The 15,044-nt window shown below is 41.2% G+C and carries 13 protein-coding genes and 1 tRNA gene; 10 read left to right on the forward strand and 4 right to left on the reverse strand.

What is annotated here, in order from left to right; translation table 11 throughout:
• The first annotated feature begins 90 nt into the window (after nt 1–90).
• From carA to CAL6303_RS07420, 5 genes are all read left to right on the forward strand, one after another.
• Entirely contained in the window at nt 91–1,269 is a 1,179-nt protein-coding gene (gene carA, locus CAL6303_RS07400) for a glutamine-hydrolyzing carbamoyl-phosphate synthase small subunit (protein WP_015197224.1), read from the forward strand.
• Between the two features lie 145 nt (nt 1,270–1,414).
• A complete protein-coding gene (locus tag CAL6303_RS07405) occupies nt 1,415–1,819 on the forward strand; it encodes an STAS domain-containing protein (RefSeq protein ID WP_083866296.1) in 405 nt (134 codons plus the stop codon).
• A 621-nt stretch (nt 1,820–2,440) separates the two neighbouring features.
• Nucleotides 2,441–2,923 carry a Mini-ribonuclease 3 gene (locus tag CAL6303_RS07410; RefSeq protein ID WP_015197225.1) on the forward strand — a complete coding sequence of 161 codons (483 nt, stop codon included), beginning with the start codon at nt 2,441–2,443 and terminating at the stop codon, nt 2,921–2,923.
• A gap of 399 nt (nt 2,924–3,322) precedes the next feature.
• Nucleotides 3,323–4,381: a 23S rRNA (guanosine(2251)-2'-O)-methyltransferase RlmB gene (rlmB, locus tag CAL6303_RS07415; RefSeq protein WP_041740337.1), complete on the forward strand. Its 1,059-nt coding sequence runs from the start codon at nt 3,323–3,325 to the stop codon at nt 4,379–4,381.
• Nucleotides 4,382–4,498: 117 nt separating this feature from the next.
• Nucleotides 4,499–4,801: a DUF1816 domain-containing protein gene (locus CAL6303_RS07420; protein WP_015197227.1), complete on the forward strand. Its 303-nt coding sequence runs from the start codon at nt 4,499–4,501 to the stop codon at nt 4,799–4,801.
• 478 nt (nt 4,802–5,279) lie between these two features.
• Here the strand turns inward: CAL6303_RS07420 and CAL6303_RS07425 are convergent, their stop codons facing one another.
• The 4 genes from CAL6303_RS07425 to CAL6303_RS07440 all read right to left on the reverse strand — a co-directional run bounded on the left by CAL6303_RS07425 (nt 5,280) and on the right by CAL6303_RS07440 (nt 8,148).
• Nucleotides 5,280–6,479: an aminotransferase class V-fold PLP-dependent enzyme gene (locus CAL6303_RS07425; RefSeq protein WP_015197228.1), complete on the reverse strand. Its 1,200-nt coding sequence runs from the start codon at nt 6,477–6,479 to the stop codon at nt 5,280–5,282.
• Between the two features lie 53 nt (nt 6,480–6,532).
• Nucleotides 6,533–6,604, reverse strand: a tRNA-Asn gene (locus tag CAL6303_RS07430).
• A gap of 173 nt (nt 6,605–6,777) precedes the next feature.
• Nucleotides 6,778–7,332 (reverse strand): NYN domain-containing protein, encoded by a 555-nt coding sequence (locus tag CAL6303_RS07435; protein WP_015197229.1) that lies wholly within the window; start codon nt 7,330–7,332, stop codon nt 6,778–6,780.
• Nucleotides 7,333–7,470: 138 nt separating this feature from the next.
• On the reverse strand, nt 7,471–8,148 hold the full coding sequence (locus tag CAL6303_RS07440; protein ID WP_015197230.1) for a response regulator transcription factor: 678 nt from the start codon (nt 8,146–8,148) through the stop codon (nt 7,471–7,473).
• Nucleotides 8,149–8,382: 234 nt separating this feature from the next.
• Here CAL6303_RS07440 and CAL6303_RS07450 point away from each other — a divergent pair, with 234 nt between their 5' ends.
• From CAL6303_RS07450 to CAL6303_RS07465, 5 genes are all read left to right on the forward strand, one after another.
• Nucleotides 8,383–9,246, forward strand: a complete 864-nt coding sequence (locus tag CAL6303_RS07450; RefSeq protein ID WP_015197231.1) for a phycobilisome linker polypeptide — start codon at nt 8,383–8,385, stop codon at nt 9,244–9,246.
• A 97-nt stretch (nt 9,247–9,343) separates the two neighbouring features.
• On the forward strand, nt 9,344–10,099 hold the full coding sequence (locus tag CAL6303_RS07455; protein ID WP_015197232.1) for a phycobilisome rod-core linker polypeptide: 756 nt from the start codon (nt 9,344–9,346) through the stop codon (nt 10,097–10,099).
• Between the two features lie 220 nt (nt 10,100–10,319).
• Nucleotides 10,320–11,060, forward strand: coding sequence for a phycobilisome rod-core linker polypeptide (locus CAL6303_RS07460; protein WP_015197233.1), 741 nt, complete (start codon nt 10,320–10,322; stop codon nt 11,058–11,060).
• Between the two features lie 710 nt (nt 11,061–11,770).
• Entirely contained in the window at nt 11,771–12,076 is a 306-nt protein-coding gene (locus CAL6303_RS29055; protein WP_015197234.1) for a hypothetical protein, read from the forward strand.
• Between the two features lie 280 nt (nt 12,077–12,356).
• Nucleotides 12,357–14,993: a PAS domain S-box protein gene (locus tag CAL6303_RS07465; protein WP_015197235.1), complete on the forward strand. Its 2,637-nt coding sequence runs from the start codon at nt 12,357–12,359 to the stop codon at nt 14,991–14,993.
• Nucleotides 14,994–15,044 lie beyond the last annotated feature (51 nt).

Below are 15,044 nucleotides of genomic sequence, written 5' to 3' on the forward strand. Positions count from 1 at the left end.
TCTGGAGGGACACAAATCTACTAGTAGTTATGATTTTTCTTGAAAAAATAATCATCCATCAACCCCCAGACCTTTACAACCCTAATTCTTATGCCTCTATCTGACCCAACCCCAGCTTTATTAGTATTAGCAGATGGTACATCCTATCGTGGTTGGTCTTTTGGTGCCACCGGAACCACCATTGGTGAGGTCGTCTTTAACACTGGCATGACTGGATACCAAGAAGTCCTAACCGACCCCAGCTATTGCGGTCAGATAGTTGTGTTCACTTATCCAGAATTGGGCAACACCGGAGTTAATTCAGAAGATGAAGAATCAGAACGTCCTCAGGTACGCGGTGCTATCTCCCGTAATATTTGTCACAAGCCAAGTAACTGGCGTTCTACCGAGTCATTACCTGACTACCTGAAAAAAAATCAAATTCCTGGAATTTACGGTATCGATACCCGCGCTCTAACCCGTAAAATTCGCATTCACGGGGCAATGAACGGCGGCATCTCCACGGAAATTTTGGACGAAGCCGAATTATGGGAAAAAGTCCAAACAGCCCCCACCATGGCAGGACTCAACCTTGCCCGCGAAGTGACAACTTCCTCAGTTTACGAATGGTCTGAACCCACAACCGAGATTTGGGAATTTAATCCCAATTGTCACACAAATGCAAATGAAACCTTTACAGTTGTTGCTCTGGACTTTGGCGTTAAACGGAATATTCTTCGTCGTTTAGCAAGCTATGGTTGTCGAGTGGTCGTTGTTCCCCTCCACACTAGCGCTGAAGAAATCATGAAGCACAACCCTGATGGTATCTTCCTCTCCAATGGACCAGGAGATCCATCTGCCGTTACAGAAGGGATCGAAACCACAAAAGAACTGCTCAAAAGCGAAAAACCCATGTTTGGCATTTGTATGGGACACCAAATTCTTGGTCATGCATTGGGAGCAGAGACGTTTAAACTCAAATTTGGTCATCGTGGTTTAAATCAACCAGCAGGTTTGCCGTCTGATTTACAAGCACGGGTGGAAATCACCAGCCAAAATCATAGTTTTGCCCTCGATCCCAAATCTTTACCAAACACAACCGTTGAAATTAGCCATCTCAACCTCAACGATCAAACCGTTGCAGGGGTGCGTCACCGGAATCTACCAATTTTTTCTGTTCAATATCACCCTGAAGCTAGTCCCGGTCCCCATGACGCTGATTACTTATTTGAGCAGTTTGTTCAAGTTATGCGAACCGCAAAACAAGCAAAAATCGCCAGCGTGATGTAAAACAGAAAAAGGCTATTTGCTAGAGATCAAAATTAGAGGCTCAAGGACATTAGAATCAAGTCAAGTTTTGAATTTGATTCTGATCAATTTGAAGTCACTTTTTTTCTTCTACACATAGCTTATAGACAACGTACAAACAAAACACATATACTGGAGCGTTAGCCCAAATGAGGAGGGAGTTATTGCTGAGTCACTTAATCTAACCGTCAGCCTGAGAGGCACCCGTGAAGTTCGTGATAACTGCCAACTATTCCGTCTCACAGGCTTGTTAGATGCTTTTTCGGAGCCAACATTTCGCAAGGTTCTCAGCAGCAAAATTGAAGAAAGTCCCAAGCATATTGTTTTGGATCTGTCTCAAATTGACTTTGTTGACAGTTCCGGCTTGGGAGCGCTTGTACAGTTAGCAAAACAAGCTCAAAGCGCTGAAGGTACCTTACAAATTGTTACCAATGCTCGCGTTACTCAAACGGTCAAGCTTGTCCGCTTGGAGAAATTTCTGATGTTGCAAACATCTGTTGATGCCGCTCTAGAAAACATCAAGTCGTTTTAATTGCTTGACCGGATTAAAAAAAATTTTGCTATCCGATGTTTTAACCGGATAGCTTAATTTTGTGAAAAATCTCATTTATCTAGTGCAAGAAAACCAAAATAGAGATATCATAGTGGAATTGCTAAAAAACTAAAGAGGTTTTGCTGCTGGATTTAGCTCCTGAAGTATAAACAGGAACTGCTAAAGGAAACTACTGGCGATGATCAAGGCTCTAAATCTTGAAATTAAAGCACCAACAAGTAAGTAACTTGATTTAGTTATAGCTACATCAAGGAAACCTAAACTGCAAATAAATTATCATAAAAGTATAGTTAATATTTATCACTATTGCTTCAGTACATTGCAATGCTTATGAATCAAGCATAAACGGAAAGACTCACTTTTTGTTCGACATTAGATTTGTAATCCCATAGTGTGGAGATTTTCAGCAGCTTCCCCGCACTTCAATTTGCAGCCAGAAATTTAAGAATTAATTCTTGAGATTATCAGCCTTTCCGAATTTCAGTAGGAAAGATGTCAATAGTGCAATGATACTTTATAGACTTGTGGGTCTAGATATGGTTAAAATAGTTTTCCCTGCATAAATTTCCCGTATATAGTCTGTTAAGGAAAGATGAATTTGTGACATCACAGGAGGAAGGATCATTAGCCAAACAAGATGAAATTGGTCAGCAGAAATCATCTTGTAATCAAGCTGTAAAGGCTGTGACAGCCTCACTAGTACAATCAATTAGTCAGGCTGATTTAAAAAAACTTTCCCCTAAATCTCTAGCTTACCTCGGAGATGCGGTTTATGAATTGTATGTGAGAACGTTTTATCTATTACCACCGTCCCGTGTCGATCAGTACCACAATCTGGTAGTGGCGCAGGTACGAGCAGAAACGCAAGCGCTTCACTTGCGATCGCTAATTCCCCATCTGCTAAGTGGTGAGCTAGAAATTGTCCGTCGAGGTCGCAATGCTGCGACAGGAATACCAAAACGCCTCGATCCCCAAATTTACCAGCAAGCAACAAGTTTTGAAGCCTTAATCGGATACCTCTTCCTTACAGATGAAACTCGCTTAACAGAACTGTTGCAAAAATTAAATCTTGAATCAAAATAAGCACTCTTGTCTCAATTTGGCAAGCCGATCTCCGGAAGGCTATGTACATTGAGGTATATAACTGAGTGCTGCCATATCCATCCGCCCAATCAAAATAACGTCATGGCTAAGATAAAAAAAATCAAAACCTCCAGTGAATCACGCCGCCCAAAACCTGTGGCAATTAAAGGTAAACGCGTAATTTCCCATCCCATCCGTACCAGCAAAAGAGACAACCAAGATGCCTTTGGTGAGCAACCCCAACCCAAGCGTCGCCCCATATCTTCCTTCTCCGCACCATCTAGAAGTAGAGAAGATGGTAACGAAGTTAAACCAGTTCGTTACTCACGAGATGAAGCACCCAAAAGTCGCTACTCACGGGATGAAGTTGCACCAAGAAACCGTTATTCACGAGATGACATACGTAAAGATAGTTATTCATGGGACGGGGATGCACCGAAAGGGCGATCGCATCGTCAAACCGCCCCAGTATCTGCACCACTAAGAAGACATGAAGACAGTAGTGAAGTCAAACCAGTACGATATTCCCAAGGTGAATCTCGGAAAGTAGATACTCGTCGTCACATATCCTCCACACCCACCACATCTAGAAATAGCGAAGATGGTAGCTTTGATACCTCACGGAAATATCGTAAAATTTCCCGTCCCCCCATCTCTACCGAAGTTTCCCAAGACACCGACCTAATCTACGGAAAATACCCTGTCTTAAGCGCTCTCGAAAACGAAAGAGAACTTAACCGAATTTGGATCACACCCCGTCTACGCTACGACTCCCGTTATCATTCATTAATTACCCGCGCCAAGGAAAACGGCACAGTGGTTGATGAAGTTGATCCAAAACGTTTAGACCAACTCACCAATTATGCCAACCATCAGGGGATCGCAGCCCAAATTGCGCCCTATGCCTACATTGATGTAGAAGAAATGGTGAGCAAAGCATTTGCCGTCACTGATTCACCAGTGATTTTAGTTGCAGATGGTATAGTTGATCCTCAAAACTTAGGAGCAATGATTCGTACAGCAGAAGCGTTAGGAGCGCAAGGATTAGTGATCCCCCAACGTCGAGCAGCGGGTATCACCTCCACCGTCATGAAAGTTGCCGCAGGAGCTTTAGAAAACTTTTTGGTTTCGAGAGTTGTTAACCTCAGTCGTACCCTAGAAGAACTCAAAGCCGCAGGATTCTGGATTTATGGAACTGCTGTAAATGGTAGCGTCCCACTAAATACTGTAGAATTTACTAGTCGTAAAGATCATCATCAAAAAGCAACCCCAATTGTTTTGGTCATTGGTTCTGAAGGTGAAGGTTTAAGCATGTTGACACAGCACTGCTGCGACGTTTTGCTATCGATTCCCTTAGCAGGAAAGACTCCTAGCCTTAATGCTTCGGTGGCAGCGGGTATGGCATTGTATGAAATTTTCCGTCAACGTTGGGCAAATACACTCCATCTTGATAAGTAGGCAACATTATCGTGGTAAAAACCAGGGTAAAAGAGTATAAAGAAGTTTAAACGAATTAAAATCTCCAAATACTCCTTTACACGCTGTACAAAATTTAGAAAGAAATTGCTGAAAACCATGAAAAGCACTTGGAATAACCTTAGAGAAGTTGTAACCAACGTATTTCAGAATCTTGGTTTAGCTTGGTGGGTAGAGGTTGTAACACAAACTCCTCGTTGTACCTACTATTTTGGACCTTTTCTTAATTCCACCGAAGCCCAAGCCGCAATCAAAGGCTACATCGAAGATCTTGAGCAAGAGGGTGCACAAGGCTTGAAAATTAACGTCAAGCGTTGTAAACCATCTGTCCTAACTGTTGCCGAAGACTTGGGGGAATGGATTGACCGTAAAGTGAAGCCTGTCTTTAGCGGTCAAATGTAACATAAGGCTCAAAAAAGGGTATGTGGGTATGGAGAGGTGGAAATAAATTTTCTGTTCTCCGTCACCCAATGCTCTTAAACAAAAAAATACTTTTATAGTATTCCAACGAATAAATGATCCAAAACCTGTCATTCCGTAGCTTGCTTGTCTGTTTCGCATTATCAAGCGTAAAGCCCAACGGCATGGGGGTTATCGATATGAAGCCCATCTCCCTGAATGCTTTAGCCCACGGAGGTGGGCTTTATACGGCTACCGCGCCCTTCTAGGGTGAGGGTGAACTTCGAGATACTCAGGGACGTTACCCATGATTCACCAATGGCATCCTATAGTAATCGATAGTATCCCGTTTTAGAAGAAATACCCTACAAGGGTATCGCTTACCCAGGCTTCTAGCCTAATGGGCTATTTGTAAAAACTGGATACTCCCTATGAATCTGCTAACCGGGAAGTAAATTACACAATGGCAATTGGATATTTGTTAGTTGGAGTACTCTAAATTTGTCAATACTTCTGCTAAATACTGGTAATCTTCGAGAGAATTATAAAGCTGTGCGGATATTCTCAATAATAATCGATGCATTCCTTCCCAAGGTACTACCTGGACTTGAATCCCGTGCTGATCCAATAATTGATCGTGCAACGAAGTGTGAGTATAACTATCTAAAACTTTCGGCATTGGGATAACCGCCATTGACCCGATCATCTCATCCGGACAAGGTGCTTTTACTTTTAACGCATCGCAAATTATTTGTCTTCCTTCCAATACCAAATCGTGGTTGCGTTGTATCAATTCACCCCAGCCACCGGGTAACAATAAACCTAGAAATTGGATCACCTCACCCACACAAATGTAAGGTGTAGGATCGCTGGTTCCCGTCCAATCAAATTCTAGTTGAAAGCGGCTTTTGTGGGTTAATGGTGAATTAGCTCCATGACTGATTGTCAGAGGACGAATTTCTGGCTGTTTTTGCCGTTGTACGTACAAAAAAGCTGCTCCCTTTGGCGCACATAGCCATTTGTGGCAATTACCAGCGTAGTAAGTTGCGCCAATTGCCCGTAAATCTAAGGGTAGCATTCCCGGTGCATGGGCACCATCTATTAACGTATCTATTCCCCGTGCTTGGAGTTGTTGAATTATTTCTTGAATTGGAAAAATTAGTCCTGTTTGACTAGTAATATGGTCAATTAAGGCTAAACGTGTTTTTGAGGAGACTCTGCTTAGTATTGCTGTAGTGATTTGCTGCGATGATTCGATGGGGAAAGGAATATCTGCTACTACAACCTTTGCACCTGTACGATTAGCAATAAAATCTAAAGCATTACGACAAGCGTTGTATTCATGATTTGTTGTTAAAAGTTCATCACCCGGTTGAAACGAAAGGGAACGTAGTACTGAATTAACTCCTGTGGTTGCATTGGGGACAAATACCAAGTCCTCAACATCTGAGCCGACAAAAGCTGCTAGTTTTTCCCGTGAAGCATCTATTAGGGGTTCCCATTGCTGGTTAAAGAAATTTACAGGCTCATTTTCAAGTTGCGATCGCACTTTTGCTTGAACCTCCAAAACATGACGAGGGCAAGCACCAAATGATCCATGATTCAGGAAAGTTATTTCACGATCCAGTAGCCAAAACCTTTTTGAGTATGAGGCTTGGAGTCTTGAATCTGTATTCTCCACTTGTCTACCTCAAACGCAACAAAAATTCAAAAGCCGTATTTATATTTTTTAAACTCCCCAGGCGGGATTCGAACCTGCGACCAATCGGTTAACAGCCGATCGCTCTACCACTGAGCTACTGAGGAATGCTCTAATTACATTAAACATACTAGCGGTAAAAAAAATAAATGGCAAGTCTTTTTAGAAAATTTTTCCATATTTTTTTCAGCCAAACTAGAAAGCCAAAAATTTATTCACCAAGACACGACTCTCTAAAGGTTTCAGAGAGTCTGCTCAGTTTTAGTTGGAGGGTTTTTATTTATTGGCTCATCCCCATACGTAACGCTGCCAACTTTTGTTGAGCTTTTGGATCTATGGTATTCATTAAAAATCTACCTTTTGGTTGTTTTCGGGATTGATAATTTTTTCTTGCCCGACAAACACTCAACTGTACCTCATGGCATAATTGCAGAGCAGATAACCATTCTGCACCATATCCACCCACCATTAATTGCTCTATCCGGTCAGATGTGGCGACAATTACCCGAGAAATTAATGATTGAGCTAATTGCTGTCGCAGTCCAGCGCAGGATTTTTCAATATATGTATCTGCTGTCTGACCAAAATCTGTGTAATGAACTGATAAAAGTTCTGTGATTACTTCCCGATGGCTGCAAGTATTTTGATAGTGGGCATCAAAGACGATTTGAGTATCATAGCCATGGAAAGCACTATAGCTGGTCAGAGATTCGATTAACTCGTAACGTGCAGCTTCAAGTCCAGATTGGTCACGGGTTTTCTTTAGGCACGACCAAGCGCCAATGATATTGTAGCCGTCTACTAAGAGCACGGCTGGTGCTGAGGAACGGGACATGGTTTTTAATCACAATTTTCTAGAGTTAACAAAGTCATTCGTTATTCTCATAGTAATCTAAGCTTATCTTGTAACACCATGCTACAAAACCCGAACTAGTCAAAAGAACAATATCTTTAAAATACGCGTTTTGAATGATCAATCAAGTTGTTTGAGACGATAACCGATGCCGTGAACGGTTTCAATCAAATCTTCACAGGCTCCTGCTGCTTTCAATTTTTGACGTAGACTTCTGAGATGAACCTTCACAGCATGTTCTTCTGGAGGAGATTCTAGTGACCAAACATGTTCAATAATCACGCTACGACTGAGGACACGACGACCATTGCGTAGCAGCAACTCCAAGATTCCGTATTCTTTTGGAGTCAGATGCAACATAATTTGTCCGTAGCTTACTTCATAGGTGCTAGGGTTGAGGCGCAGGTTTTCCCATTCTAGGATTGGTGGTGATGAAACATTACCTCGACGTAATAAAGCTCGAATCCGAGCAAATAGTTCTTGTAAATCCACTGGTTTGACGACATAATCATCAGCACCAGCATCAAGTCCAGTAATTTTATCAGTGACGGTATCGCGGGCAGTGAGCATCAGAACAGGCATAGTATAACCATGCGATCGCAGACGATGGCAAAGACTTATTCCATCTAGTTCTGGCAGCATTACATCCAGCAGCAGTAAATCATAATCCAGAATTTTAGCTTGATTCCACCCTCCCTCACCATCCATCACCACATCAACAATATAACGTTGGTCTGTGAGGGCTTCTGCTAAAGTTTCAGCAAGACGTACATCATCTTCAATCAAGAGAATTCGCATAAGTGTAGTTTTGTCACCATCAAAATATTTTTAAAACAATCTGGCAACTATCCTTGAGAAAAGATTGCAAAAAGTAACAATTTATTTATTTTGCTGATTCTTTCCGATTTCTTTACAATCTCCTGACCCATTTCCTTACTTTTGTCATGTAATTGTCTATTCTGTGGGGATTTTTCATAACCTCCTGAAGACCCTGTAAAAAACTCTATCTTCAAACAGGAGACTTTCATTAAAATGGCTTTTGGACCAAGTTCACGTTTAGGTGTCAGCCTATTTGACGAAACTCCACCAGTTGAGTGTATATCTGGTTCTTCGCCAGAAGAATTGGAAATTGTGATCAAGGCTGTGTACAGACAAATATTAGGTAATGCCTATGTGATGGAAAGCGAACGGCTGACTGTCATCGAATCACAGTTTAAGCTTGGAGAAATCAGCGTTCGTGAATTTGTACGCAGAGTAGCTAAGTCAGATTTATACCGTTCTCGCTTTTTCACAAGTTGCCCTCGTTATCGAGCAATAGAGTTAAATTTTAGACATCTTCTTGGTCGTACTCCCATCGATTTGGAAGAAATGCGTGTTCACAGCACGATCTTGGACGAAAAAGGTTTTGACGCTGAAATTGATTCCTATATCGACAGTGACGAATATCAAAGTAATTTCGGCGAAGACTTTGTACCTTATATCCGAGGTTACAAAACTGAAGCCTGTCAGAACATGGTGCAGTTTACCCACATATTTCAAATGGTACGGGGAGCTTCCAGTAGCAGCTTGAAGGGTGATTTAGCAGGCAAGCAACCCAAATTAAACAGTTTAGTCATTCAAAGTACACCCACCCCTGTAATTTCACCAGCTAGCAGTGGTGCGAAATTCCGCAATCCACCTGTAACTTCTAGAACACGTCATGGTGTGGATGCAAGCGAAAATGGCAAGGTATATCGAATAGAAGTCACTGGTTATCGATCAAATAAACTCAACCGGGTTTCTCAGTTTCGACGTAGTAACCAAGTTTATCTTGTACCCTTTGATAAACTATCGCAAGAATATCAGAGAATTCACCGACAAGGTGGCGTGATTGCCAGCATTACTTCTGTTAACTAGACGAATAAGGGATTACTAGTACAAATTGGCATTTTTATAAAGATAGAGAGTGCTAGATACAAAGGTTTCTGACAAATTAATAATTTCGGAGATTCAAATGGCAACTACCTACAAATATGAATTGTGCGTAAATAACAGCGTAGATGAGGTACAGTCGATTATTCGTGCAGTCTACAAACAGATTTTAGGCAATCCCCACGTCATGGACAGTGAACGCCTAATTAGTGCAGAATCTCAGTTAAGCGATCGCACTCTCAGTGTACGGGAGTTTGTCAGAGCAGTGGCAAAATCAGCCTTTTACAGGAGCCGCTATTTTGAAAAATGTGCTCCCTACCGCTTTGTCGAATTGAACTTCAAGCATATACTAGGACGTGCTCCCCTCAGTCAAGAGGAAATATCCAAACATATTCGCCTTTGTATTGAAAAAGGCTACGATGCTGAAATTGATTCTTATCTTGACAGCGACGAGTATCAGACAGCCTTTGGAGAAAACATCGTCCCCTACTATCGCGGTAACAGCACCCAAATCGGACAAAAGCAAGTCGGTTATAACCGGATGTTTACCCTTGACAGAGGACCATCACAGGTGAGCAGCGCAGTCAAAGCTTCCCAGCTTGTCTATGCAGTAGCAACTAATAGTGCAAATAACGTCACACCCGCATCCTTGAATTTAGGAGGTTCCGGTGAGGCAAACAAAAAAATGTTCAAGATTGTAGTACAAGGTTCCAAATTTGATAGTCCTCGCCGTCGCAGCGCAACTTCCTACACTGTTGCAGGCGATAATATGACTTCCCAAATCCAGCGAATAAATCGTACTTCCGGCAAAATTGTGAGCATCACCGAGATTACCTGAACCTAACTTCAATAGGGAAAGTTCTTAAAGTTCCCTTGTTTAAAGGCAGGTAAAAGCAGTGTGAATTTTCCTCCCGTTCTATTCCTCTGGATTTAGTGGAATCTAACACTTCTTCCTACCTAGAACAGAGCTTTTCAAACATTTTCTTAGAACACTCTCAAAAAAAGCCTCAAAGCTCCTAAAAAACAGAAACTTTCGTTTTGATAATTTTGAATTACCTATGAAGATTCCTTTACTCAGTTACTCCCCCATCTCTCAAAATAATCGCGTCCGTGGATATGAAATTCCTGGAGATGAGCAACCTAGAATACATAACACCGAAAATCTACTGTCATCTCTGGAGATGGATATTCTTATCCTCGCAGCCTACCGCCAGATATTTAACGAACAACAAATGCTATCCAGCAATCGTCAAAGATTTTTGGAATCTCAGATTCGATCCGGTCAAATCACAGTCAAAGACTTTATTCGGGGATTAGTAACTTCTGATTCATTTCGACGACTGACCTACGACAGTAATAATAATTATCGCTTTGTACAGATCTGTATCCAGCGAATTCTAGGACGTGAAGTATACAACGAACGCGAAAAACTCGCCTGGTCAATTGTACTAGCGACTAAAGGACTGCAAGGATTTATTGATGACTTACTCAATAGTGAAGAATACTTGAGTAACTTCGGTGATAACACTGTCCCCTATCAACGACGACGGATGTTAGCAGGACGTTCTGAAGGCGAATTACCTTTTGAAAGAATGGCTCGCTACGGCAAAGACTATCGGGATAAATTACCACATCTGACGATGACATCTAGGAAAGTTGAGCCTTTCAACTTACAGACATTCCTACGTCGTCCTGATCTGGACTTGATTCTATGGATCTTCGCTTCTGTTGTGTTTTTGATTATCTCTTTTAACCTACTACCCGCATTTGGTTTCCTTCCAAAATTTGGTGGATACTAGTACGTTACCAATTTGGTCAAAATTAAGGCGTGGTGATACCCAGATAAATACCAATTTGGAAAAATAATACGACACATGGATTGGTAGGAGTTTAGCAGTGCTCATACGTCTCAACTTAACGTGAAAGCCTCGCCCAATCTCGCTCCTATGCTCTGCGTGGGAGCGCCTGTCTTGAAGGCTCCCGCCTCCAGTTACATAAGGCTACGGTGTACACACAAGTCTTGAATTCCCTAGATTTTCTATAATCCCACCCTCGCCAACGGTTAAAATCACCGTCTAATAACTAAAATCATCTGCAAGATGACTGAATATTTTTAGTTTTTAGTCCATTTCAATGGACTTGTGCCGTGAGACTGGGATTTTCAACAAGAGACGGAGTGAGGGATTTACCGACTTGTGTGTACACCGTAGGTCACATAAGGAGGCAGGAGCCTCCAAAGAATGCATTTCTAGCCAGAGGCTGGAAACGAGATTTCAAGAGGTTTTTAGCTTAAGTTGACACCAATAATCAATGCGCTTTATCCCTACAGTAATTGTAGCAATTGTAGGTTGGGTGGAGCGTAACCCAACATCTTCGTGAGTTTGCTTGTTTGCTAACCTATCCAGTTTAGGGTTTTTGCGACTAACTGAATCATCTTGATCTATGTGTGTTTCCGCATCAATTTTCGCCGATTATTTGATTTTTAATTTGTAGCGAAAAATAGAAAAAAATGTTGCCACCACAAGCAGAGAAAAAACTCAAATGTTGGATACGAAGCCGTCATTTAATCTGTTCGGGTAACTTTTTCATATTTGAAAGCATAGACTATTCCTGTGTTGAGAGATTTAGCCAATCTATAGTAGCTCTTGGAGGAACATTAATTTCCGTTGAACCTATTGATAAAATGTGGATGGGCGATCATCGCCAGGTTATTCTTTATCGTGCCAAAGCTAGTTTGCATACGCCCTGTCATAATTTAAAGCAATACTGGTTTAAATATGGTGCTTTATACACTAGATTCGATCAACGTTGTTGATAAAAAAATTACTACTAATTAGTTATAATTAAATATTAGAAATTAAATATTTCACCCAAGTCTATTTACTGAAATTTATTGGAGTCAAATGTATTTTAGAAATACGTTATTTCAGTAATCAGGATTGAGATTAAATTCCAATACAGTTCAGATAGAACCAAAAACATTGTAGAGACGTAGCAGTGCTACGTCTCTACAGCAGACAAAAATATTTTAAATTCAAGTCAATTGTTTATGATTGACAATCTATTTTCTAGACTCATTCTCTCATTCTCCGCTCATGCCTAACTTTAGCATTCTTAGCGTTACACCTATCGCCGTTGGCTTTGGTATTGTTATCCTGGGAGGACTTTACTATTTTCTCAACCAGGAAGTAACTAGACGAAGACGGGTAGAAGTTGTGCTACGTCAACAAACTGAGCGGGAACGACTGGTAAACCAGATTGCTCAACATATCCGTGAGTCTTTAGATTTAGATGAGGTTCTAGCTACTACCGTTGCGGAAGTCCAGCAGTTTCTCCAAGCAGATAGGGTGCTAATTTATCGCCTTTGGAAGGACGGTACAGGTAGTGCAATTACTGAAGCAGCATTGCCTAATTATATAAAAATTTTAGGCGAAACTTTTCCGGAAGAGGTATTTCCTAAAGAATATCATGATGCATATTCACTAGGGAAAACTCGTACAATCACCAACGTTGAGCAAGAAGATGTAGAGCCATGTCTGAAGGACTTCGTGAAACAGTTTGGTGTCAAGGCGAAGTTAGTAGTACCAATATTACAAGAAAATCGGGAAGCAGATCGAGCAACTTCTACCCCTTATCTCTGGGGATTGCTGATTGCCCATCAGTGCGATCGCATTCGCAAATGGGAGTGCTGGGAAGTTGAATTGATGAAGCAACTTGCAACCCAGGTAGCTATTGCCATCCAACAATCAGAACTTTACAAACAACTACAAACACTTAACGCTTCCCTAGAACTTCGCGTCCAACAACGAACTTCAGAGTTAACCAAAGCTAATATTTCCCTGCGGGCAGAAATTGCCGAACGTCAACGCACACAAGCAGCGCTACAAGCTTTAATAAATGCCTCTCCTCGTGCTATCTTCACAATTGATTTAGTCGGCAATGTCCAAATTTGGAACCCTGCTGCACAACGCATGTTTGGTTGGACAGAAGCAGAGGTAATTGATCGTCCTAGCCCAATTTTTTTAGATGACAAAACCTCAGAATACAATACCCTCCGAGAAAGTATATTTGAAGGAACAACCTATACCAGGCTTGAATTACGACCTCTAAAAAAAGATGGTACTCCAATAGATATTATTTTCTCTGCGGCTCCTTTGTATGATAGCGACAATACTATTAATGGCATAGTGGCGGTAATTGCTGACATCACAGAACAAAAGCAACGAGAAGAACAAGTACGGCTGCTACAATCTGTTGTTGTTAATACTAATGATGCGGTAGTTATTACTGAAGCAGAACCCATTAATCAACCTGGACCGCGTATTATCTACGTAAATGAAGCATTTACTCGTACCACAGGCTATAGCTTGGAAGAGGTTTTGGGCAAAACACCCCGAATTCTTCAAGGTTCCAAAACAAGTCGCATCGAACTAGATAAAGTTTGCGCTGCCCTTTTGAGTTGGGAATCAGTCACCGTTGAAGTCATCAATTACCGCAAAGATGGCTCAGAATTCTGGAATGAATTGAGCATTGTTCCTGTAGCAGATAAAACAGGCTACTATACCCACTGGATATCAATTCAGCGGGATATTACCGGGCGCAAACAAGCTGAACAAGCTTTAAAGCAGAGTGAAGAACGCTTTCGATCATTGATTGAAAATACATTAGATATAGTCAAAATTATTGATATAGATGGAATTATTAGCTATGTAAGTCCTTCAGTAGAAAAAGTTTTGGGTTATCTAGCAGCAGAGTTAATTGGCAAAAATTTATTGAATTACATTCACCAAGATGATTCTCCTAATACTTACCATAGCTTAATTTCCACCATCCAAAATCCAAAAGTAGCTGCCCCTATCGAGTTTCGTTGTCAGCACAAAGATGGTTCGTGGCGGACGTTAGAAGCTATTAGTCAAAGGTTTGTGGATAATGCAGCAGATACCAGAATTATGGTTAATTGTCGTGACATTACAGAACGCAAGCGGTTAGATGAAATTAGATTAACATTAGAGCGAGAAAGAGAACTAAGTATCTTGAAAACACGCTTTTTCTCAATGGCATCTCACGAATTTCGCACTCCTTTAAGTACAGCTTTAGCAGCTGCCCAATTATTAGAAAACTGTCAGGATGAGTGGGACAACTCCTCGAAAAGACTGCGAAACTTACAGCGGATTCAAATATCTGTGAAAAATATGGTGCAGATGTTGGATGATATTTTGACCATTAATCGAGCCGAAACTGGAAAACTAGAATTTAATCCCAAGCCATTAGATTTACAAGCATTTTGTAGTTCTTTTTTGGAAGAAATGCGCCTGAGTATAGGAGAAGAACACACATTAACATTTTCTTGCCAGGGAAAAGCCGTTTCCGCTTGCGTGGATGAAAGATTATTGCGTTCGATTCTTTCTAATTTGCTGTTGAATGCGATTAAATATTCTCCTCAAGTGGGAAATGTTCACCTTGCTTTGGAGTTTAAATTAGACACATTTATTCTCCAAGTCCACGATCAGGGTATTGGCATTCCATTAACAGATCAAAAACAGCTTTTTGAGCCGTTTCATCGTGGTAAAAATGTTCGCAGTATTCCTGGTACAGGGTTGGGATTAGTCGTAGTCAAAAAGTGTGTAGACTTGCACCAAGGTAATATCAGTATCACTAGTGAAGTTGGAATTGGGACAACTTGTGTAGTCACACTACCATTTAGGACTTATGTAATAGAAAAGTCTAAATAGGGGTATGATTTTCGGCGTTGCATTTTCTGTAACCAAGCATTAGATCTATGG

This window comes from Calothrix sp. PCC 6303 (assembly GCF_000317435.1).
Taxonomy (GTDB): Bacteria; Cyanobacteriota; Cyanobacteriia; order Cyanobacteriales; family Nostocaceae; genus PCC-6303.

Coding starts and splice junctions, on each gene's coding strand:
- carA (WP_015197224.1), top strand. CDS start 91: ATGCCTCTATCTGACCCAACCCCAGCTTTATTAGTATTAGCAGATGGT.
- CAL6303_RS07420 (WP_015197227.1), top strand. CDS start 4,499: ATGAAAAGCACTTGGAATAACCTTAGAGAAGTTGTAACCAACGTATTT.
- CAL6303_RS07435 (WP_015197229.1), bottom strand. CDS start 7,332: ATGTCCCGTTCCTCAGCACCAGCCGTGCTCTTAGTAGACGGCTACAAT.
- CAL6303_RS07440 (WP_015197230.1), bottom strand. CDS start 8,148: ATGCGAATTCTCTTGATTGAAGATGATGTACGTCTTGCTGAAACTTTA.
- CAL6303_RS07450 (WP_015197231.1), top strand. CDS start 8,383: ATGGCTTTTGGACCAAGTTCACGTTTAGGTGTCAGCCTATTTGACGAA.
- CAL6303_RS07455 (WP_015197232.1), top strand. CDS start 9,344: ATGGCAACTACCTACAAATATGAATTGTGCGTAAATAACAGCGTAGAT.
- CAL6303_RS07460 (WP_015197233.1), top strand. CDS start 10,320: ATGAAGATTCCTTTACTCAGTTACTCCCCCATCTCTCAAAATAATCGC.
- CAL6303_RS29055 (WP_015197234.1), top strand. CDS start 11,771: ATGTTGCCACCACAAGCAGAGAAAAAACTCAAATGTTGGATACGAAGC.
- CAL6303_RS07465 (WP_015197235.1), top strand. CDS start 12,357: ATGCCTAACTTTAGCATTCTTAGCGTTACACCTATCGCCGTTGGCTTT.